The sequence below is a fragment of the Sphingomonas sediminicola genome, assembly GCF_014489515.1.
Taxonomy (GTDB): domain Bacteria; phylum Pseudomonadota; class Alphaproteobacteria; order Sphingomonadales; family Sphingomonadaceae; genus Sphingomicrobium; species Sphingomicrobium sediminicola.
The window spans coordinates 1,558,208-1,576,171 of record NZ_CP060782.1 but is presented as its reverse complement, the minus strand read 5'-3'; the positions used below and the strand labels follow the sequence as shown (position 1 = coordinate 1,576,171).

Sequence of the window (17,964 nt, the reverse complement as noted above, 5' to 3'; positions counted from 1 at the left end):
GCGGAGGCTCGGTGAAAAAAGTCGAGGCCATAATCAAGCCGTTCAAACTGGACGACGTGAAGGACGCCCTTCACGACGCCGGCGTCTCCGGCATCACCGTCACCGAGGTGAAGGGCTTCGGCAGACAGAAGGGGCATACGGAGCTCTACCGCGGCGCCGAATATGTTATCGACTTCCTTCCAAAGGTGAAGATCGAGGTCGTGGTTGAGGACGGCTTGGTCGACAATGTGGTCGAGGCGATTGCCGAGTCCGCCCGGACCGGCCGGATTGGGGACGGCAAGATCTTCGTCATGAATATCGAGCAGGCAGTGCGCATCCGGACCGGTGATCGTGGCGCCGACGCCATCTGAGGCCCTTTTCGCACGTGCTCCTGTGCCGCTACAGGGCCGGTCGATGACCGGCGACACGCCCAACAGGGAAATGCTTGCGTCCATGTCGCCCGATGAGCTTCGGAGTGCGATGCGGACCCTCGGCTACCGGACGCAGAACGACCTCGCCAATGCGATCGGGGTGTCACGTTCGGCAGTCAGCTTGTGGCTTGAGGGGAAGGTCGGGGTGCCTCGGCCGGTGGCGATGCTGCTCCGGATGCTGATCGCGGCGCAGCGGCGCGCTTATTAGAGGCAGTCGCCGCCTGTAACAGGCGGCTCCATCTTCTGGCTATGTTCCTGATGCAGCTGCTCGTCGGCGTCATCGATGGCCTTGATGAGCTCGGTGAAGCAAGGCGTTTCGTCTACCGGCCAGAGGCGCGAGAAACCCTGACCCAGCAGCTCGACTTCGCGCTGTGTCAACAAACCTACGGCTACGATTCGTTCCTGGGCCAGATCGGTGCTCCGCAACTAACCTCAATTAGTAACGAAGCATTCCGGCCGTAGTGCCGACTGTTTCGGATGTGGATTGATTGTCGGCTAGCCGACTTAAGCCGAGGATGTTCCAAGCAAAGTCGCTACGCGGCGGCCGCGGCACCAAAGCTCGGCGGGCAAGGCTTCCTTGCGCTGCTCGGCCTGCAACATTGCCGATTCATCGTCGGCGGCATGGATTTCAATTGCGTCGCGGAAGCGATCTCCGCGCATCAGATACAGTCGATAATACACCTTGGACCCCCGGCCCGTGACTGCTTCACCAGAACACGGAGCCGCAGCGGATTCCAGCGATCAACGGCCCGGGTGTGACGAGCGGTGCTTCCAACGCGGCAGGATTCACGCCTGGACATTTGGAACAGGCTCCGCCCAAATGCGTTGAATTAGTAAGCACACTCATTATATGGGGGCTATGGAAGACTTGCCCTTCGAGATTGCGGAGACGGCGCATGCTCTGCGCAAGGCATTCGATCGCCGTGCGTCTGCCCTCGGCGTCACTCGCGCGCAATGGAAAGTCCTGTTCCGCCTCACCCGGTATCCGGGGCTGAGGCAGGTCGAGCTTGCGGACATGCTCGACGTAGAGCCGATCACGCTTTGCCGGATCGTCGACCGTCTCGAGGAAGCGGAGCTCGTGGAGCGCCAGCGCGATCCGGAGGACCGTCGCGCGTGGCGGCTTCAGGTCACCGACAAGGCGAAGCCGCTCGTCGAGCGGCTGAAGTCTTTGGGCAGCGAGCTTGTCGGGGAGGCGTTTGCAGACATCGACCGGTCAGAACTCGACCAGGTGCGCGGCGTCCTCGCGCGAGTGCGTGAAAATGTCGCCGCGGTGCAACGCGGCAGAAAAGCAGCCGAGGCATGAACGAGATGAAGCAGGAAAAGATCAGCGGCGAGCCGACTGCTGTGGATGAGCGGACCGCCGAAGTCGCGGCCGATGCGGTCGGGGAGCCCGGAAAGAAAAGAAGCGCTGGGTTCGTCCGGTGCTGATGCTGCTCGTGCCGGCGCTGCTGCTGCTCGGCGGCATCTATTATTGGGTTTCCAGCGGCGGCACTGTGTCTACCGACAATGCTTCCGTGAAGCAGGACATCGTCTCGGTTAGCGCCCAGGTGAACGGCCCGGTCATCGCCGTCAACGTGAAGAACGGCGATAAGGTGAAGCGCGGTGATATCCTGTTCCGCATCGATCCGGCGCCGTTCCGCGTCGCGCTGGAACAGGCGGAGGCACAGCTTGCTGCGGCGCACCTGCAAACCTCCCAGCTTCGCACACAGGCTGCGGGCACCGGCGCCGACATCACGGGCGCGGGGGCAAATCTTCAGATCAAGCGTAACGCGCTCGCCCGTCAGGCAGCGCTTCTGAAGCGCGGGTTCACGACACGCGCCGACTATGAGGACGCCCTCAACGAGGTGCGCACGGCCGAGACTTCTCTCGCCGACGCCCGGGCACGCGCCGCCAATGCCCATGCCGCGATTGCGCCGGGCGAGCAGCCGTCGATCGCGCAGGCCCAGGCCGCCGTCGACAAGGCTCGGCTAGACCTTTCCCGCACCGAAGTTCGCGCTCCGATGGAGGGTACGATCGCCAATTCCGACCGGCTTCAGGTGGGCCAGATGGCCGTCCAGGGCGTCGGCATGCTGTCGCTCGTCCATGACCAGACCGCCTGGGTCGAGGCGAACTTTAAAGAGAAGGACGTCGGCAAAATGGTGCCCGGACAGAAGGCCAAGATCGAAATCGACGCCTATCCCGGCATGGACTTCAAGGCTCACATTCAGAGCGTCGGCGCAGGCACGGGCAGCGAATTCGCCATCATTCCGGCCCAGAATGCCAACGGCAATTGGGTCAAGGTGACTCAGCGCGTCCCCGTTCGGATCGCGTTCGACGGCAACCCGGGCAAGCCGCTGATCGCCGGACTTTCCACCACGGTGACGGTCTACCTCGACAAGTAGAATGGCCGACACCCCGGCAAATGTAGCGTCGCACCCGCTTCCCGCGGGAGAGCGGATCATCGTCACGATCGGCGTGATGATGGCCGTGCTGTTGCAGGTGCTGGATACGACTATTGCGAACGTCGCACTCCCGCACATGCAGGCGAGCCTCAGCGCGACGCAGGAAAGCATCAACTGGGTGCTGACCAGCTATATCGTCGCGTCGGCGATTGCCTTGCCGATCAGTGGCTGGCTCGCCGACCGGGTCGGCCGCAAGCGGCTGCTCCTCATCAGCGTTGTCGGCTTCACGATCGCGTCGGTGCTCTGTGCTTCAGCGGTGTCGCTGACCGAGATGGTCATGTTCCGCGCTCTCCAGGGCGTAAGCGGAGCGTTCATCGTTCCGCTCGCGCAGGCGACCCTGTTCGACATCAACCCGCGTGAAAAGCACGGCCAGGCGATGGCCCTGTTCGGGGCGGCGTGATGATCGGCCCGATCCTCGGCCCGGTCCTCGGCGGCTGGCTTACCGACAATTACAATTGGCGCTGGGTGTTCCTCGTCAACCTGCCGGTCGGCGTGATCTGCACCTTCATAATGCTGCGGTTCATGCCGAAGGCTGAGAAGCATCGGCGCAGCTTCGATATCCTCGGCTTTGCTCTTCTCGCCATTGCGCTCGGCGCCCTGCAGATGTTCCTCGACCGCGGCGAGCAGAAGGACTGGTTCGAAAGCTGGGAGATCATTTTCGAGGCGGGCCTCGCGATTGGTGCCGCCTGGATGTTCGTCGTGCACATGATCACGGCGAAGAATCCTCTGTTCGACCGCTCGATGTTCACCGACCGCAACTTCTCGACCGGATTGATCTTCATGGCGGTTACCGGCGTACTTCTGCTCGCCGGCCTCGCGCTCCTGCCACCGCTACTCCAGAACCTGTACGGCTATTCCGTTCTCCAGTCGGGATTCCTGACGGCACCACGCGGGGTGGGGACCTTGATCTCCATGCTTCTTGCAGGGCGATTGACCGGAAGGATCGACGCCCGATTGCTTGTCGGGATCGGCGTCGCCCTGATGGGTATTTCCCTATGGATGATGACCGGCTTCGCGCTGGATCAGCCGTCGCAGCCGGTGATTATGAGCGGCGTGGTGCAGGGCCTCGGCCTTGGCCTGATCTTCGTGCCGCTGCAGAGCCTGGCCTTCGAAACGCTGGCCCCAAGATGCGGACGACCGCTGCCGCGCTCCTGAACCTGTCGCGCAACATCGGCGGCTCTGTGGGCATTTCGATCGTCAGCGCCCAGCTCGTGCGGATGACCCAGGTTGCGCACGCCGACATTGCGAGCTCGATCACCGAGCAGACGATCCCGACCGTCGATCCGACGCTTCTCCAGACGATCGCTCCGCAGGGCTCTACAGCCCTGGCGGTCATCAATGCGGAAGTGACGAGGCAGGCCTTGTTCATCGCCTATCTCGATGACTTCAAGCTGATGATGCTAGTGACCTTCGCTGTGTTGCCGCTGCTTCTGCTGATGCGCCGCGGTCAGCAGACCGGCGGACCGCCCCAGGTGGCAATGGACTAAGCCGATAGACCCACCGCCGCGCTGCGTTTAAAGGACGACGCAACGAGGCGGGGAGGCCTCTCGAGAATGACTGCGGCGACGATTTCCGACTCCTATTTGGCGGAGCAGCAGAAGCTTCACAAAAACCCGAAATACGGCGTCGCGTCCCTGTCGTTCGCCCCGGTCGTCCGGTCGCTCCTGCGGCTCGGAAAGTGCGAGAGCCTGTCCGACTATGGCGCTGGCAAATGCAACCTGAAGAAGGCACTGCATCTGCGCGACGGGGGGAAGGTCCGTTACCAGCCGTACGATCCCGCTTTCCCTGAATATGGCACGCCGCGGCCTGCTGACCTCGTGACCTGCATCGACGTGCTGGAACATATCGAGCCAGCGTCGCTGGACGCCGTGCTGTCCGAGATCTCTTCCATCTCCCAGCGGCTGGCGTTTCTGACGGTCCACACCGGCCCGGCGAAGAAGGTGCTGACGGACGGGCGCAACGCCCATCTGATCCAGGAAAGCACAAGCTGGTGGCTGTCCAGGTTCGAGCCCCATTTCGACATCCTCCACGTTCAGCAGGTCCGCAAAGGTTTCTTCGTCATCGCATGCCCAAAAGGCGCGTACCGGACGCTTGGCGCGGACCTCGACCTTCCGGCGATCTCGAAAGAAGCTGCGCGCCGCGCCAATCGCAAGCGGGGCTTCAAGGCGCTCTTCCGGGCCTTCTCCTGAATTAACTCTACATTCGCACTTACGCTTGCGATCCAGTGAAGAATGTGATGATGTAACATCAATCGCAGGAGGCAGGCATGGCTCTTATCGCTGCGGCTGAATCATCCCCGATGCGGGAGATCAACATGACCCCACTCATCGACGTGATGCTCGTGCTGCTGGTGATGTTCATCATCACAATCCCGCTTCAGACGCACGCGTTGAAGCTCGATCGTCCGCAGGACTGCCCGACGTGTCCGGAGGTTCGCCTGCTGAAGAACAAGATCGTGGTCACCAATGGAGGTGCGATCCTCTGGAACGGAACGCCGGTTTCCCAAGACACGCTAGCCCACAACCTTGCCGCGACGACCCGAATCTCGCCGGAACCCGAGCTGCATCTCCAGCCTGAGTCGGAGGCGCGATACGAATTGGTGAACGACGTCTTCGTTGCCGCGAAGCGCGTTGGAGTGACCCGCTTGGGGTTCGTCGGAAACGAGACTTACCGAGCCTTCTAGGGCGAGATCGCCTGCAGGACTTGAACATCCGCTCTCGTCCCGACACTAGCGGCAGATGGCCGCACGCACTCTTGTCCGCCCCACCGGTTTCGTTGATGCCCCGTTCGGCCATGACGGGAAGGTCGCCAGGCTTGCCGGCGGGCTGAACTTCTTCGCGAGCGTCGAGTTGCTCCGCGTCGAGGGCAGCCGGCGTGTTTCGGCCGAGTTGCTCCCCGTGGAAGCGATCGAAGGACGCCTCGGCGGGGACACCGCAGCCCAATGGGCGGCACTCACTGCGCCCCGGCAACCACTGCAGTTGGGCGATCGCACGGTCCGGCTCGACCAACCGCAGGTCATGGGCATTCTCAACGTTACGCCCGATAGCTTTTCCGACGGCGGCCAGCTCGCCGACGCGGGCTCAGCCGTCGAAGCGGGGGTGCAGATGGCCAGCGAAGGGGCCGCGATCCTCGACGTCGGCGGGGAGTCCACCCGTCCGGGCGCGCAGACCGTCTGGGCACAGGATGAGATCGAGCGCGTCCGACCTGTAGTCGAGCGCCTCGCTGCGGGCGGTTCGGCCGTCTCCATTGATACGCGCAAGAGCGAGGTGATGACGGCTGCTCTCCAGGCCGGCGCGCGGCTTGTGAACGATGTGTCTGCTCTGACCTTCGACCCGCGCGCGGCGGAGGTCGTCGCTGCCTCGGGCGCGCCGGTGATACTGATGCATCATCTCGGAAGTCCCGAGACCATGCAGGAGGACCCGCGCTACGACGATGTGCTGGTCGAGATTTATGTTTGGCTTGAGGAGCGCATCGCCGCTGCCGAGGCCGCCGGAATCGACCGGTCACGAATTCTGATCGATCCCGGCTTCGGCTTCGGAAAGACCGTCGCCCACAATCTCGAGTTGATGAACGGGCTCGCTCTTTTCCATTCGCTCGGTTGCCCGCTGGTCGTTGGTGCGAGCCGAAAGCGCACGATCGGCGCGCTATCGAACGAAGCGCCGGCCGACCGGCGTCTCGGCGGCAGCATCGCTTTCGCGCTCAAGGCAGCGGAACAGGGCGCTCAGATCGTCCGCGTCCACGATGTGCCGGAGACCGTGCAGGCGCTCAGGATCTGGCGAGGACTTCGCGACCAGGCGCTAACCCCTCGGCTCGGCTAGAGCGCGTCGCACACCTTACCGCGGCCTGTACGCAACTACCATCGGTCCCAGCGGCTTGGTAAGGTCCCGCCTCCCATTCGCCGGGTCCCAGAGCGCGCTCACCGAGCCGTCGAAGAAGAGCGCATTGCGCGCCTTCAGCCGGTCGCGGAAGAAGCGGGCGAACTTCCCGAATGAGACGGGATCGTCGCTGATGACGAACAGGGCCTTGCCGCTTGTCACTCCCACGCCGTTCCGAATGTTCCGGGACATGCCGTCGTGCTCGAATGCGGGGTGAAGCTTGCCGTCGATTACGAGCATCGGTCCCGATTGGGTCGCGATGCGTATGTCGGGCGAGGGGCGCCATTTGTCGCTCGTCACGACCTCGGCACTGCAATTCTTGCGAACCTGGAACACGCCGTTCGGCATCAGGTGAAAATTGCCGCCGCCCTTCCGGCGGTTGATCGCGTGTTTCTGGCGTCCTTCGACGATTGCGAGCCCGATCGGCCGCCCGTCGTCGTCGTACATTCCGGCATTCATCGCGAAGGCGACCGTGCCGGCTTTGGGGCCGAGATTCGTATCCAGGTCGGCCAGCCGCCGAACCGCTGGCTCATCACGACCCGCGGCGATCAGCTCGAGATTGCCTTTTCCGGGATCGCAGACCGTGAATCGGCTCTCTTCGAACATTTCCACACGACAGGCAGACTGCGCCGCTTCGGCGGTCGCACCGGTCTTCGCGCAACCGGCCAAGAAAAAGGCAAGAAAGAGGAACACTCGCACCCGGCGAGTGCTAGCGCCTCAGGCGGCGGTGTCGATGCCGATGTCGCTCAGCTTGCGGTAAAGCGTGGAGCGGCCAATGCCGAGCCGGCGCGCTACCTCGGTCATGCGGCCGCGGTAGTGGCCGATGGCTAGGCGGATGATGTCGGCCTCGATCTCCTCGAGCGTGCGCAAATGTCCGTCGTTCGTGAACAGGGTCACTCCGGAAACGCCGCTCATCGCAGCTTCGCTGGATTGGGCGCTCAAGGAAGGAGCGAAGTCGCTCTTGCGCCCGGTGAAGCGCGACTGCGACGCAATGTGAGGGAAGTCTTCGGCAGTCAGGCCGCCGCGGTCGCATTGGAGTCCTGCGCGAAAGAGAACGCTGGCGAGTTGCCGGACGTTGCCCGGCCAGCCATACCGCATGAGGACCGCGAGCGCGTCGTTTCCGATCGACAGCGGCGGGATCAGCTCCTGCTCGGCAAAGCGCTGAAGGAGGTGCCTGGCCAGGTTCGGAATATCCGCGCTGCGGTCGCGCAGCGGCGGAAGATTCACGACGGTGACGGAGATTCGCTCGCCGAGCATCTGGTTGAAGCTTTCGGCCAGCGGAGCGCTTGTCGTGGCGATCAGCCGGATATCAACGGAGGAGCTGCCGTTGCATCCGACCGGACGGACTTCGCCGGTGGCGAGCACGCGATCCAGCGTTTCCTGGGTCGACTGCGGCAAGGCGCCAATCTCGTCGAGGACAAGCGTGCCCATGTCCGCTTCGAGCATCCGGCCCGACTTCTCCGCGAAGGCGCCGGGGAAGGCACCCTTCACGTGGCCGAACAGCTCGCTGTCGACGACGTTGCCGGGAACGGCCTTGCAATCGACGATGACCAGCGGACCGCGGGCCCGAAGACTTGCTGCATGGATAGCCCGCGAGACCGTCTCCTTGCCCGTGCCGGGCTCGCCGACGATCAGGATCGGAAGGCGATTGCGCGCGGCCTTGGCTGCGACGGCGAGGGCGGCCCGATACTGCGGAGAGGAGCCTACGAGCTGTTCGAGCGACAGCGCCGGAGCAAGCTTCTCGGAGACCGGGATCAGTTCGCCGGCGGGCTTGCGGCGGTCGGAATTGGCCGCAAGCGCCTCGACGAGCCGCTCGGGCGCGACCGGCAGGGTCAGGAAATCCGTGGCGCCTGCGCGCATCGCGTTGACCGCCTGCGCCACCGATTCGCCTTTGGCGGCGACAATGACGGGCAGGGATGGACGGCTGGATCGCAGTGCGGCAATGGCCGCGGGACCCGATCCCTCATCCCAGTTCGCGAGAAAGGCGGCCTGGACTTCTCGCCCATGCGGCCCCTGGAGAAGGCTAATCGCCATCTCCGTGCAATCCGCACCGACCGTGCTCCAGCCGGCGCGCGCTGCGACCGCCGAAACGAGACGCCGTTCGGCTGGATCGGCTTCGACCAACAGGAGAGATTTGGTTTCTTGCTCGCGCATCGCAGTTCCTGCGCGTGTCCTACGACGAAAGGAGTAAATGCCGTCTTAAGACTTCAGGGGTTGGGGCGGCGAACCTGCTTGTTATGGACAGCTCCAACACTTTGAATTCGAAGAGGGGTAAGACATGGCGCATGAGGAGCCGTTGCTGAACAATCCGCCGACGCAGGAAGTCGCTCACCACGTGAAGGACTATGAGCGTTTCACGAAGCTGCTGAAGTGGGGCGCGATTGTTTGCCTGGTTATCGCGTTCCTCGTAGTCATGATCATCAGCTAGGCGCCGATGAAAATCGCAGTCGTCAGGGAGACCGCGCCGGGGGAGACGCGGGTCGCCGCAACGCCGGAAACCGTGAAGAAATTCATTGGGCTGGGCGCCGAGGTCGCCGTCGAGACCGGATCGGGTGAGTCGGCGTCGATTTCTGACGCAGACTATGAAGCGGCAGGCGCGTCTGTATCGCCGCGTGCAAAGTCCCTCGACGGTGCCGACCTTGTTCTCTGCATCGGCGGTCCTGATGCCGGCAGCCTGAAGGGCGCCAAGCCGGGTGCGATTCTCGTCGGTGCTCTCGATCCGTTCCGACGCCGCGAGAAGATCGACGGATACGCTTCGGCGGGACTCGAGGCGCTGGCGATGGAATGGATGCCGCGCATCACTCGCGCACAGTCTATGGACATCTTGTCGTCGCAGTCGAACCTCGCCGGCTACAAGGCGGTCGTCGACGGTGCAGCAACTTACGGCCGGGCATTCCCGATGATGATGACTGCTGCGGGCACGATCAGTGCCGCTCGCGTCTTCGTGATGGGCGTGGGCGTCGCAGGGCTTCAGGCGATCGCAACTGCCCGCCGCCTTGGCGCGCAGGTTAGCGCGACCGACGTTCGATCCGCGACCAAGGAGCAGATCCAGTCTCTCGGCGCCAAGCCCATCTTCGTCGAGAATGTCGCGGGCATCGAGGGCGAGGGGAGTGGCGGATACGCCACGGAAATGTCCGAGGATTATCAGAAGGCCCAGGCCGAACTGGTTTCCGGACATATCGCCAAGCAGGACATGGTCATCACGACGGCCCTGATTCCCGGAAGGCCTGCGCCGCGGCTGATCAGCGATGCCCAGCTCGCGACCATGCGTCCGGGCAGCGTGGTCGTCGATCTTGCCGCAGATGCTGGAGGAAACGTCGAGGGCTGCGTCGCGGGGCAGAATGTCGTGAAGCACGGCGTCACGATCATCGGTGCCTCGAACCTTGCCCGGACGCTAGCAGCCGACTCCTCGGCCTTGTTCGCGCGCAACCTGTTCAATTTCCTGTCCGCCTTCTGGGACAAGGAGCAAAACAGGCCGGTGCTTCCGGACGATGACGAGATCGTCAAGGCGATCCGCCTCACGCACGGCGGGAAGGTCGTAAACGAAAGGCTGACGGGCCCGGCGAGTTGAAGTCGAGCGACATCATCGTGATAGGCGGGGGGATTGCGGGGCTTTCCGCTGCCTCGACTCTCTCGAAGCATGCCAGAGTCACCGTCCTCGAGGCCGAGGGAGCAGTCGGTTACCATTCGTCGGGCCGAAGCGCGACGATGCTGCATTATGCGCTCGGCGATCCGCTCGTCCGTGCGCTGACACACGCGAGCCGCGGATTCTTCGAAGCACCGCCGAGGGACTTCACCGACGTCCCGTTGGGACATCGCATGCCGGTGCTGATCCACTCCCGCGAGGATGAGCTCGCCGCTCTGGATCAGCTCGAATCCGCGATCGCGCCGTTCGCGCAGTTGGAGCGCGTAGACGGGGCTGGCATCTGCGAGCTTTGCCCGGTCGTTCGAACTGGCGAGGGCGCCGCAGTCGCGGGGCTGGTCGATCGCAATGGCATAAGGCTCGACACGCATGCGCTTCTGCAGGGACACGTTCGCGCGCTCCGCCAGAACGGCGGTGAAATCGTCACGGTCGCGCGCGCGATTAAAGTGGAACGTTCGGGAGAAGTCTGGACTGTCACGACCGAGCACCGGGACAGCCTCGCTGCGCCCATCCTGATCAACGCGGCTGGCTCTTGGGCCGACGCAGTCGCGACGCTAGGTGGCGTTCGGCCAATTGGTCTTGCCCCGCTTCGCCGCACGATCATCACGTTTGACGCACCGGACGGCGAGGACCTGTCGGGCTGGCCGTTCGCGAAGACAGTTGGCGATGAGCTCTATTTCGCGCCGGAGTCCGGGCGCCTGTTTGCATCGCCGATGGACGAGGGCCTACCGACCCCTGCGACGCCCAGCCCGATGAATATGAGATCGCGCTCGCGGCTCACCGGATCGAGGAACGCACCACCATGAAGGTCGGCCGGATCCAAAGCCGATGGGCGGGCCTGCGGACCTTTGCGCCCGATCGTCATCCAGTCGTGGGGTTCGACCAGCAGGCCGAGGGGTTCTTCTGGCTCGCGGGGCAGGGCGGTTACGGCCTCCAGACATCCCCGGCCATGGCGCAGATTGCGGAATCCTTGATCGCCGCGACGCCCTGGCCACTCGAAGCGGCCACCGCCGCACAGCTAAGCCCCGGCCGCTTCCTCGGGCAGGCGGCATAGGTCGACCCATTTCTTCCCGACCAGTTCGAACAAGCGGTTGGTCGAAACCTTGACCGACGTGTTCAGCGAACCGCCCGCCGGGTAGACTACGTCGAAAGCCTTTAGCGACTCGTCGACATAGATCGGCAGTTCCGTCGCCAGGCCGAACGGGCAGACGCCGCCGACCGGATGGCCAGTGAGCGCAAACGTCTCCTCTGGCCCAAGCATCCTCGGCCGCGCTCCGAACGCCCGCTTCGACTTCCCATTGTCGAGCCGCGCATTGCCGCGCGTGACCAGTAGAAACGTCTCGTCCCCCGCGCGCACGGCGAGCGTCTTGGCGATCCGCCCCGGCTCGACGCCAAGAGCCTTGGCCGCCGTATCGACTGTCGCCGTGGTCTCCTCGACTTCGATCAGGGTCAGGTCGGGCGCGTGCTTTGCGAGCCAGGCGCGGACGGACCCGAGGCTCATTCGCCGACCAGGTGCAAAGCGATTTGCCGGAGCGACGGCTCGCGGCGATGCTCGAAGAGGTAGATGCCCTGCCACTTCCCGAGCACCATCCGGCCGTCGCCGACGGGGATTGACAGCTGGGTCTGGGTGAGTGCGCTTCTCAAATGCGCCGGCATATCATCGGGACCTTCATCATTATGCGTGTAGAGCGCCGGGTCTTCAGGCGCGATACGGCTGAAATAGGTTTCCAGATCTCGCCGGGCTGCGCTTGCGGCGTTCTCCTGGATCAGCAGCGATGCCGAAGTGTGCTTGCAGAAAATCGTTAGTAAGCCGGTCCCGAAATCCTGATCGCGGACCCAGGAATCGATCTCGTCAGTGATCTCGTGAAGCCCCTGTCGAGGGCCGGAAAGATTCAAAGTCGTGGACGCCTGACGAAGCATTTTGCAGCGTTAGTCGCGCGATTTCGACATTTCCAGCGAATCGGATGGTTAACGAGTCGCGCCGCTGAGTCGGAGATCGGGCGCCAAATCACTTCACCAGTGAGCGGAAGAACGTGGGCTGATTGAAGAGCTGCGCAATAGGACGCACGAAAGCGTCCGATGTTACACGGACGCCTTAGCTAACTAGTTGTAATATGTAACAAAAAACGGCCGCTTAAGAGCGGCCGTTTTCGTTAACCCTGGCTACCAGCGTTGCTCCAGCCTTGGCCGAGGAGCCAGCTCCAGAGACCCTTGGTCTGTGCTTGCTTCTTCATGTTGAACCCCTGTCCTTCGAACTGCGATTCGGCAGCTGACAGGGACGTTAACCCTAATAAAATTGGTTAGCAACAAGTTAACCTTTATTAACGCGCAGTCGTTACTTGGGCAGAACTGCCCTCACATTTGCGTGGAAATTGGGGAGTCTTAGGCGACGCTGGAGCGGCGGTCGGCGGACAGGCGCTTCGTTAGGCTGTCGATACTCATCGGACGGCCGATGATGTAGCCCTGCGCGACGTCGCAGCCCATGTCGACCAACGCGTCGAGCACACCCTGGTGCTCGACGCCCTCGGCGACGACCTTGCGGCCGAGCGAGTGGGCCAGGGCGATCGTCGACTGGACCATCACCAGGTCGCTGCGGTTGTCGAGGATCGTCTTCACGAAGCTCTGATCGATCTTGATTTCGCTGGCCGGGATCTTCTTCAGATAATCGAGAGTCGATAGGCCGGTGCCGTAATCGTCGATGGCGATCGTGACGCCCAGATCTCGAAGCGACGAGAGCATGTCGAATGCCGCCCCGCTGCCAGCGAGTTCGGCCGTCTCGGTCAGCTCAAGAGTAAGAAGGTCAGGCGACAGATGATGGCGAGCCATCATCGCGCCAAGTCGAAGCACGAGACTTCGATCGGTAAGAAGCCGGGCGGAAAGGTTTACGGCGATGCCGAAGCCGGGGTGCTTCCGGTTCACGATCGCGGCAGCGGAAATCGCCTGCTCCAGCACGAAGTCGGTTAGCTTTCCGATGCGATCATGCTGCTCGGCGGCGGCAATGAATTCGGACGCGGCGATCGGCCCCTTCTCGGGGTGAGTCCATCGTGCAAGCGCCTCGGCGCCGACGATCTTGCGCTGCTTGAGGTCGAATTTCGGCTGGTAGGCGACCCAGACCTCGCCCTTGTCGACGGCGCTGTCGAGCTGGCTGAGGATCGACAGTTTCCAGGAAGCGTCCTCAAGCGCTTCCGGATCGTAGTATTTCCACTTGAGGCCGTCGTGCGCGGCTTCTTCCGCGGCGACGAGCGAGCTCGCCAGCCGGTTGGTCAGCGAGCGGCCGCTTCCAATCTCCACGCCGAAGCTGATCGCCAGATCGATCGACTGCCCCTCGACCCGTGCGGGGTTGCGGAACAGCGCGTAGAGCGCCTCGATATGGTTGGCGAAGGGCAGTTCCGGTTCTTCGAACCAGGCGAAGATTCCACCGTCGCCTTCGTACAAAGTACGATCGGGAGCGCCGACGCGGAGGCGCGACACGATCTGGTCGACGAGCTGGCGTTCCTGCTCCGGAGGCAGTGCGGCGGCGATTTCCGCATAGTTCAGCACGCGGGCCGCGATCAGCGCCTTATCGCGGCCAGCCTTGTTGGCCTTCAGCGCGCTCAGGTTCGGCAGACCCGAAACGGTGTTCACTAGCCCACGCTGTTTCCACCGGCGAAGTGCGAGCACGGTCGAAACAACGATGACAGCGAAAAGCGCAGGCGTGACATCGACAAAAATCAGCGCGCTCTCAAGGCCGACCGGAGCAAACAGAAGAAGCAGCACCGCGCTCAGCAGGATCGAGCCAACCTGTCCCGCCGACTTGCGGGTCGCTGCAGCCCAGCAGGCGCCGAGCGCGAGAAGCAGAGGAGCCAGCCAGCCGAAGGACATTGGCCGACCGGACTTCAGTGTCTCGGCTCCGATGATGTGAACGTACGCACCGGCCATCTTCCCCAGCCGGGAATGAAATACTGATCGCCGATCCCCTCGGAGGCGGTCCCGACGACGACGTCTTTGCCCTGGACCGACTTGGGGTCGAACCGGCCGTTGAGAATGTCTGCCGCCGCAATGACCGGCACCGTCGTCGGGTCGGTCGAGTAATCGGGCATGAAGTCGCCGTTCAGCCGCGAATCCACCTTCGCGAGCTTGGCCGAGAACGATTGAACAGCCTTGCCCTGGACCTTCCTCGAATAGTCGAGGTGCCAGACCGCGTTCTGGTAATTGTACGCAACGCTGATCAGGCCGAGCTCCGCATGCTTACTGAACATTTCGGGAGGCAGCAGGTCGGGGTCGCCGGACCCGGTGATACCGGTCCTCGTAATCCCCGATCGAGTGCTGACTGCAAGGGTTACGTTGCGGGCGTTGCTGACGGCATCGGCCAATTTCGCATCGTCTGTCGAATCGCTCCGGCCGTTAAAGACGATGTCAACGAACGTGCGATTTGCGCCGGCCTGGCTGAGCTTGTTGATGATTTCGGCATGCCGGCTGCGCGGCCAGGGCCAGCGTCCAACTTCTCGCAGCGACCGATCGTCGATCGCCACCAGCACGATATCACCGGTGGCTTTGTGCTGATGAAGGCTGTTGCGGCTCGCCCGCAGCATGTCTTCGGGCAGTTCGCCGGCTCCGATCAGGCCGAAGATGATCGCAGCCACTGCCGTCCAGAGCAGTAGCTTCCAGCTTGGGGCCTCACCCTTTTGTGGCCTGCGCAAGCGCACCGAGCACGAATCCTTCAACTTTCGTGCTTCGGGTCTGCCGAATAAAGGTTATCAAATCGGAAACCGTGACTCGGTTAACGACAAAAATCCTCCTCCGATTTGGCACTGTCCTATCGCTGCCGAATTGTGCATGGTCGCGCCCGGATGACCTGCAATCACAGCGCACCCGTTCCCGTTACCTTCGCTCCAATCCGCCGCGCGCGCGTGCGAACTCGCGCGTTGAAAAGCGAACTTGGCGAACTTCCATTCTCGGAGAGGCCCTGATGGAATTCATCTCGATCCTGTCGATCTTCGTTCTCGCCTGCTTCGTCGGCTATTACGTCGTCTGGTCGGTTACCCCGGCACTCCACACGCCTCTGATGAGCGTGACCAACGCCATCTCCTCCGTGATCATCGTCGGCGCACTGATCGCAGCCGCTGCTGGCGGAAGCCCTTCGTCGAAGTGGCTCGGTCTTATCGCGGTAGCGCTTGCGAGCGTGAATATTTTCGGAGGCTTCGCCGTCACGGCGCGAATGCTCGCCATGTACAAAAAGAAGGAGCGCTAGAGCGTGGAGGCCGTGCACGACACGCCCGCCTGGGTGCTTCTCGCTTATCTCGTCTCCGGCATCTGCTTCATCCTCGCGCTAAGGGGGCTTTCGAGCCCGGTCAGTAGCCAGAGAGGCAATCGCGCCGGCATGATCGGCATGGCGATTGCGGTCGTGACGACACTCGCCGTCCACCAGATTGCGAGCTTGCCCGAGATCATCGGAGCGATGGTGATTGGCGGGGCATAGGTTTGGTCACCGCTCGCAAGATCCAGATGACGGCGATGCCGCAGCTGGTCGCGGCTTTTCACAGCCTCGTTGGTATGGCTGCCGTGCTCGTCGGCGCGGCTGCGTTCTTGAATCCCGACGCGTTCGGGATCCTGGGCCCTGACGGCATTCTGCAGGTCAGCCGGGTCGAAATGGGCCTCGGCGTCGCTATCGGCGCAATTACGTTCTCCGGCTCGGTGATCGCCTTTCTGAAGCTCAACGGAAACATGTCGGGCAAGCCGATCCTGCTGCCCGGCCGCCATGTCATCAATCTCAGTACGCTCGTCGCGATCCTCGGGCTCATCGCCTATTTCACGCAGGATCAGGCGCCGTGGATCTTCTTCACGGTCATGGCGCTCAGCTTCGCCATCGGCTTCCTGCTGATCATCCCGATCGGCGGAGCCGACATGCCGGTGGTGATCTCGATGCTGAACAGCTACTCGGGCTGGGCCGCGGCGGCGATGGGCTTCACGCTGCACAACAGCGCGATGATCATCACCGGCGCTCTGGTCGGCAGCTCGGGCGCGATACTCAGCTACATCATGTGCAGGGCGATGAATCGCAGCTTCATCTCGGTCATCGCGGGCGGCTTCGGCGGCGATGCAGTGGCGGGCGCAAGTGGCGAGGTCATCGACCGTCCCTACAAGCGCGGCTCGGCCGAGGACGCTGCATTCCTGATGAGCCAGGCCGACCAGGTCATCATCGTCCCCGGCTACGGCATGGCGGTCAGTCAGGCGCAGCACGCGCTCCGTGAGATGGCCGACCTGCTCAAGGAACAGGGCGTGCGTGTGAAATATGCGATTCACCCGGTCGCAGGCCGCATGCCGGGCCATATGAACGTGCTGCTTGCCGAAGCGAACGTCCCCTACGACGAGGTCTTCGAGCTGGAAGACATCAACAGCGAGTTCGCTCAGACAGACGTCGCCTTCGTCATCGGCGCCAACGACGTTACCAATCCAGCCGCCAAGACCGACAAGAGTTCGCCCATCTACGGAATGCCGGTCCTCGACGTTGAGAAGGCGCGAACCGTGCTGTTCGTGAAGCGCTCGATGGGGGCGTCGGCTATGCCGGCGTCGACAACGAACTCTTCTACCGCGACAACACGATGATGCTCCTCGCCGACGCCAAGAAGATGGTCGAGGAGATCGTGAAAAATATTGGCTGAGTCCGGGGACTTAGCCATTTCACGATCTGGCAAGAACATCGGTTGATGCCTGCGATAAACGGCTCGGCGCAAACCTGATTCATTTCGCGTAAATTCAGAAGTTTAAGTCTTGCCAATTGCTGCGAGCGCGAGACAATTCGAGAGTCGGAGCCAGGTGTCGCGTCTGCTCCGTTCACGACAGAGCGAGAGTGGGGAAGGGGCAGGCGTCTTGCGCAAGCTGGGGATCATTGGCGGGACGAGCTGGTCCTCGACCGCCCTTTATTACGAGCACATCAATCGGGGCATCGCCCAACGCCTGGGAGGATTCCATAGCGCGCGGCTGACGATCGAGAGCGTGGACTTCGCCGATCTCGTCTCGCTCGAGGACGCAAACGACTGGGACGGCGTCGCCAAGCTCAACGTCGACGCAGCGCAGAAGCTTCAGGCGGCGGGCGCGGAAGGCGTGCTGATCGCCTGCAACACGACACATAAGGTCTACGACGCCGTTGCCGCGAACGTTGACGTGCCTGTGCTGCACATTGCCGACGCGGCAGGCGACAAGCTCGTCGCCGATCGCTTGTCGCGCGTCGCCTTGCTGGGCACGCGCTTCACCATGACCGAGCAATATGTTCGGGGCCGGCTTGAGGTTCGAGGAATCAACCTCGTCCCGATCGAACAGTCGTGGATTACGGAGGTCGACCGCATCATCTTTGAGGAGCTGGCACGGGGACGGGTTGTCCGCGATAGCCAGCGCAAGCTGAAGACCCTCATCACCGAACTTGCGAAGCTAAAGGTGCAGGCGGTTGTCCTCGGCTGCACGGAACTCGTGCTCGCCGTCGACACGCGCGCGAACGTGCTGCCAGTCTACGACACGACCGCGATCCACGCCCGGGCCGCAGTCGAATGGATGCTCACGGAGGAAGAGCAGGCTCGGGCGGCAGCCTGACCCCTCGCGTCAGCACTGGCTAGCGCCTA

Annotated in this window: 23 protein-coding genes and 2 pseudogenes; 17 read left to right on the top strand and 8 right to left on the bottom strand. The window is 62.9% G+C overall.

Features of this window, described 5'->3' with window-relative positions; genetic code table 11:
* The first annotated feature begins 11 nt into the window (after positions 1 to 11).
* Both H9L14_RS08480 and H9L14_RS08475 read left to right on the top strand, forming a co-directional pair.
* Entirely contained in the window at positions 12 to 350 is a 339-nt protein-coding gene (locus H9L14_RS08480; RefSeq protein WP_187707761.1) for a P-II family nitrogen regulator, read from the top strand.
* Between the two features lie 43 nt (positions 351 to 393).
* On the top strand, positions 394 to 618 hold the full coding sequence (locus H9L14_RS08475) for a helix-turn-helix domain-containing protein (protein ID WP_246444008.1): 225 nt from the start codon (positions 394 to 396) through the stop codon (positions 616 to 618).
* On the opposite strand, the gene H9L14_RS15075 is transcribed toward H9L14_RS08475, so the two are convergent.
* Positions 615 to 788 carry a hypothetical protein gene (locus H9L14_RS15075; RefSeq protein WP_222949793.1) on the bottom strand — a complete coding sequence of 58 codons (174 nt, stop codon included), beginning with the start codon at positions 786 to 788 and terminating at the stop codon, positions 615 to 617. The genes H9L14_RS08475 and H9L14_RS15075 overlap by 4 nt on opposite strands.
* Positions 789 to 914: 126 nt before the next feature.
* Positions 915 to 1,091 carry a hypothetical protein gene (locus tag H9L14_RS08465; RefSeq protein ID WP_187707759.1) on the bottom strand — a complete coding sequence of 59 codons (177 nt, stop codon included), beginning with the start codon at positions 1,089 to 1,091 and terminating at the stop codon, positions 915 to 917.
* Positions 1,092 to 1,269: 178 nt separating this feature from the next.
* Between H9L14_RS08465 and H9L14_RS08460 the strand changes: the two genes are divergently transcribed.
* From H9L14_RS08460 to folP, 8 genes and pseudogenes are all read left to right on the top strand, one after another.
* Positions 1,270 to 1,713, top strand: coding sequence for a MarR family winged helix-turn-helix transcriptional regulator (locus H9L14_RS08460; protein ID WP_187707758.1), 444 nt, complete (start codon positions 1,270 to 1,272; stop codon positions 1,711 to 1,713).
* Positions 1,710 to 1,838, top strand: coding sequence for a hypothetical protein (locus tag H9L14_RS16645; RefSeq protein WP_281389366.1), 129 nt, complete (start codon positions 1,710 to 1,712; stop codon positions 1,836 to 1,838). Before H9L14_RS08460 ends, H9L14_RS16645 begins: the two co-directional genes overlap by 4 nt.
* Positions 1,838 to 2,791 (top strand): HlyD family secretion protein, encoded by a 954-nt coding sequence (locus H9L14_RS08455; RefSeq protein WP_187709924.1) that lies wholly within the window; start codon positions 1,838 to 1,840, stop codon positions 2,789 to 2,791. The genes H9L14_RS16645 and H9L14_RS08455 overlap by 1 nt, the downstream gene beginning before the upstream one ends.
* A gap of 1 nt (position 2,792) precedes the next feature.
* Positions 2,793 to 4,006, top strand: a pseudogene (locus H9L14_RS17415) (DHA2 family efflux MFS transporter permease subunit).
* Complete coding sequence (locus tag H9L14_RS15790; protein WP_246444001.1) at positions 3,979 to 4,338, top strand: MFS transporter; 360 nt, start codon at positions 3,979 to 3,981, stop codon at positions 4,336 to 4,338. The pseudogene H9L14_RS17415 and the gene H9L14_RS15790 overlap by 28 nt, the downstream one beginning before the upstream one ends.
* Before the next feature lie 66 nt (positions 4,339 to 4,404).
* Positions 4,405 to 5,040: a hypothetical protein gene (locus H9L14_RS08445; protein ID WP_187707757.1), complete on the top strand. Its 636-nt coding sequence runs from the start codon at positions 4,405 to 4,407 to the stop codon at positions 5,038 to 5,040.
* A 77-nt stretch (positions 5,041 to 5,117) separates the two neighbouring features.
* Entirely contained in the window at positions 5,118 to 5,534 is a 417-nt protein-coding gene (locus H9L14_RS08440) for an ExbD/TolR family protein (RefSeq protein WP_187707756.1), read from the top strand.
* 55 nt (positions 5,535 to 5,589) lie between these two features.
* Positions 5,590 to 6,669 carry a dihydropteroate synthase gene (folP, locus tag H9L14_RS08435; RefSeq protein WP_187707755.1) on the top strand — a complete coding sequence of 360 codons (1,080 nt, stop codon included), beginning with the start codon at positions 5,590 to 5,592 and terminating at the stop codon, positions 6,667 to 6,669.
* A gap of 15 nt (positions 6,670 to 6,684) precedes the next feature.
* Here folP and H9L14_RS08430 read toward each other — a convergent pair whose 3' ends face one another.
* Entirely contained in the window at positions 6,685 to 7,425 is a 741-nt protein-coding gene (locus H9L14_RS08430; RefSeq protein ID WP_222949792.1) for a phosphodiester glycosidase family protein, read from the bottom strand.
* An 18-nt stretch (positions 7,426 to 7,443) separates the two neighbouring features.
* The gene (locus H9L14_RS08425) at positions 7,444 to 8,880 is read right to left on the bottom strand and encodes a sigma-54-dependent transcriptional regulator (RefSeq protein WP_187707753.1); all 1,437 of its coding nucleotides are present in this window, start codon (positions 8,878 to 8,880) and stop codon (positions 7,444 to 7,446) included.
* A gap of 124 nt (positions 8,881 to 9,004) precedes the next feature.
* Here H9L14_RS08425 and H9L14_RS08420 point away from each other — a divergent pair, with 124 nt between their 5' ends.
* The 4 genes from H9L14_RS08420 to H9L14_RS16640 are packed head-to-tail and all read left to right on the top strand — an operon-like array spanning position 9,005 to position 11,423.
* Positions 9,005 to 9,154 carry an aa3-type cytochrome c oxidase subunit IV gene (locus tag H9L14_RS08420; RefSeq protein ID WP_187707752.1) on the top strand — a complete coding sequence of 50 codons (150 nt, stop codon included), beginning with the start codon at positions 9,005 to 9,007 and terminating at the stop codon, positions 9,152 to 9,154.
* A gap of 6 nt (positions 9,155 to 9,160) precedes the next feature.
* Positions 9,161 to 10,297, top strand: a complete 1,137-nt coding sequence (locus H9L14_RS08415) for an NAD(P) transhydrogenase subunit alpha (RefSeq protein WP_187707751.1) — start codon at positions 9,161 to 9,163, stop codon at positions 10,295 to 10,297.
* Entirely contained in the window at positions 10,294 to 11,175 is an 882-nt protein-coding gene (locus tag H9L14_RS08410; RefSeq protein ID WP_187707750.1) for an NAD(P)/FAD-dependent oxidoreductase, read from the top strand. The genes H9L14_RS08415 and H9L14_RS08410 overlap by 4 nt, the downstream gene beginning before the upstream one ends.
* A complete protein-coding gene (locus H9L14_RS16640) occupies positions 11,076 to 11,423 on the top strand; it encodes an FAD-dependent oxidoreductase (protein ID WP_187709923.1) in 348 nt (115 codons plus the stop codon). The genes H9L14_RS08410 and H9L14_RS16640 overlap by 100 nt, the downstream gene beginning before the upstream one ends.
* Here H9L14_RS16640 and H9L14_RS08400 read toward each other — a convergent pair.
* From H9L14_RS08400 to H9L14_RS08385, 4 genes are all read right to left on the bottom strand, one after another.
* Entirely contained in the window at positions 11,388 to 11,870 is a 483-nt protein-coding gene (locus H9L14_RS08400; protein WP_187707749.1) for a YbaK/EbsC family protein, read from the bottom strand. The two genes, H9L14_RS16640 and H9L14_RS08400, sit on opposite strands and share 36 nt — an antisense overlap.
* A complete protein-coding gene (locus H9L14_RS08395; protein WP_187707748.1) occupies positions 11,867 to 12,289 on the bottom strand; it encodes a secondary thiamine-phosphate synthase enzyme YjbQ in 423 nt (140 codons plus the stop codon). Before H9L14_RS08395 ends, H9L14_RS08400 begins: the two co-directional genes overlap by 4 nt.
* 462 nt (positions 12,290 to 12,751) lie before the next feature.
* Entirely contained in the window at positions 12,752 to 14,230 is a 1,479-nt protein-coding gene (locus tag H9L14_RS08390) for an EAL domain-containing protein (protein ID WP_187707747.1), read from the bottom strand.
* Positions 14,231 to 14,244: 14 nt separating this feature from the next.
* Positions 14,245 to 15,054: a CHASE2 domain-containing protein gene (locus H9L14_RS08385; protein WP_187707746.1), complete on the bottom strand. Its 810-nt coding sequence runs from the start codon at positions 15,052 to 15,054 to the stop codon at positions 14,245 to 14,247.
* A 263-nt stretch (positions 15,055 to 15,317) separates the two neighbouring features.
* Between H9L14_RS08385 and H9L14_RS08380 the strand changes: the two genes are divergently transcribed.
* From H9L14_RS08380 to H9L14_RS08370, 3 genes and pseudogenes are all read left to right on the top strand, one after another.
* Positions 15,318 to 15,599 carry an NAD(P) transhydrogenase subunit alpha part 2 gene (locus H9L14_RS08380; protein WP_187707745.1) on the top strand — a complete coding sequence of 94 codons (282 nt, stop codon included), beginning with the start codon at positions 15,318 to 15,320 and terminating at the stop codon, positions 15,597 to 15,599.
* A 3-nt stretch (positions 15,600 to 15,602) separates the two neighbouring features.
* A pseudogene (locus H9L14_RS08375) lies at positions 15,603 to 17,010 on the top strand (NAD(P)(+) transhydrogenase (Re/Si-specific) subunit beta).
* A gap of 208 nt (positions 17,011 to 17,218) precedes the next feature.
* The gene (locus tag H9L14_RS08370; RefSeq protein ID WP_187707744.1) at positions 17,219 to 17,935 is read left to right on the top strand and encodes an aspartate/glutamate racemase family protein; all 717 of its coding nucleotides are present in this window, start codon (positions 17,219 to 17,221) and stop codon (positions 17,933 to 17,935) included.
* Positions 17,936 to 17,964: the final 29 nt, after the last annotated feature.

What these genes read in the sequence shown, in the direction of transcription:
- H9L14_RS08445 (WP_187707757.1), top strand. Translation starts at nt 4,405, where the DNA reads ATGACTGCGGCGACGATTTCCGACTCCTATTTGGCGGAGCAGCAGAAG.
- H9L14_RS08455 (WP_187709924.1), top strand. Translation starts at nt 1,838, where the DNA reads ATGCTGCTCGTGCCGGCGCTGCTGCTGCTCGGCGGCATCTATTATTGG.
- H9L14_RS08395 (WP_187707748.1), bottom strand. Translation starts at nt 12,289, where the DNA reads ATGCTTCGTCAGGCGTCCACGACTTTGAATCTTTCCGGCCCTCGACAG.
- H9L14_RS08420 (WP_187707752.1), top strand. Translation starts at nt 9,005, where the DNA reads ATGGCGCATGAGGAGCCGTTGCTGAACAATCCGCCGACGCAGGAAGTC.
- H9L14_RS08390 (WP_187707747.1), bottom strand. Translation starts at nt 14,230, where the DNA reads ATGTCCTTCGGCTGGCTGGCTCCTCTGCTTCTCGCGCTCGGCGCCTGC.
- H9L14_RS08380 (WP_187707745.1), top strand. Translation starts at nt 15,318, where the DNA reads ATGGAATTCATCTCGATCCTGTCGATCTTCGTTCTCGCCTGCTTCGTC.
- H9L14_RS15790 (WP_246444001.1), top strand. Translation starts at nt 3,979, where the DNA reads ATGCGGACGACCGCTGCCGCGCTCCTGAACCTGTCGCGCAACATCGGC.
- H9L14_RS08440 (WP_187707756.1), top strand. Translation starts at nt 5,118, where the DNA reads ATGGCTCTTATCGCTGCGGCTGAATCATCCCCGATGCGGGAGATCAAC.
- H9L14_RS08415 (WP_187707751.1), top strand. Translation starts at nt 9,161, where the DNA reads ATGAAAATCGCAGTCGTCAGGGAGACCGCGCCGGGGGAGACGCGGGTC.
- H9L14_RS08425 (WP_187707753.1), bottom strand. Translation starts at nt 8,880, where the DNA reads ATGCGCGAGCAAGAAACCAAATCTCTCCTGTTGGTCGAAGCCGATCCA.
- H9L14_RS08460 (WP_187707758.1), top strand. Translation starts at nt 1,270, where the DNA reads ATGGAAGACTTGCCCTTCGAGATTGCGGAGACGGCGCATGCTCTGCGC.
- H9L14_RS16645 (WP_281389366.1), top strand. Translation starts at nt 1,710, where the DNA reads ATGAACGAGATGAAGCAGGAAAAGATCAGCGGCGAGCCGACTGCTGTG.
- folP (WP_187707755.1), top strand. Translation starts at nt 5,590, where the DNA reads ATGGCCGCACGCACTCTTGTCCGCCCCACCGGTTTCGTTGATGCCCCG.
- H9L14_RS08400 (WP_187707749.1), bottom strand. Translation starts at nt 11,870, where the DNA reads ATGAGCCTCGGGTCCGTCCGCGCCTGGCTCGCAAAGCACGCGCCCGAC.
- H9L14_RS08475 (WP_246444008.1), top strand. Translation starts at nt 394, where the DNA reads ATGACCGGCGACACGCCCAACAGGGAAATGCTTGCGTCCATGTCGCCC.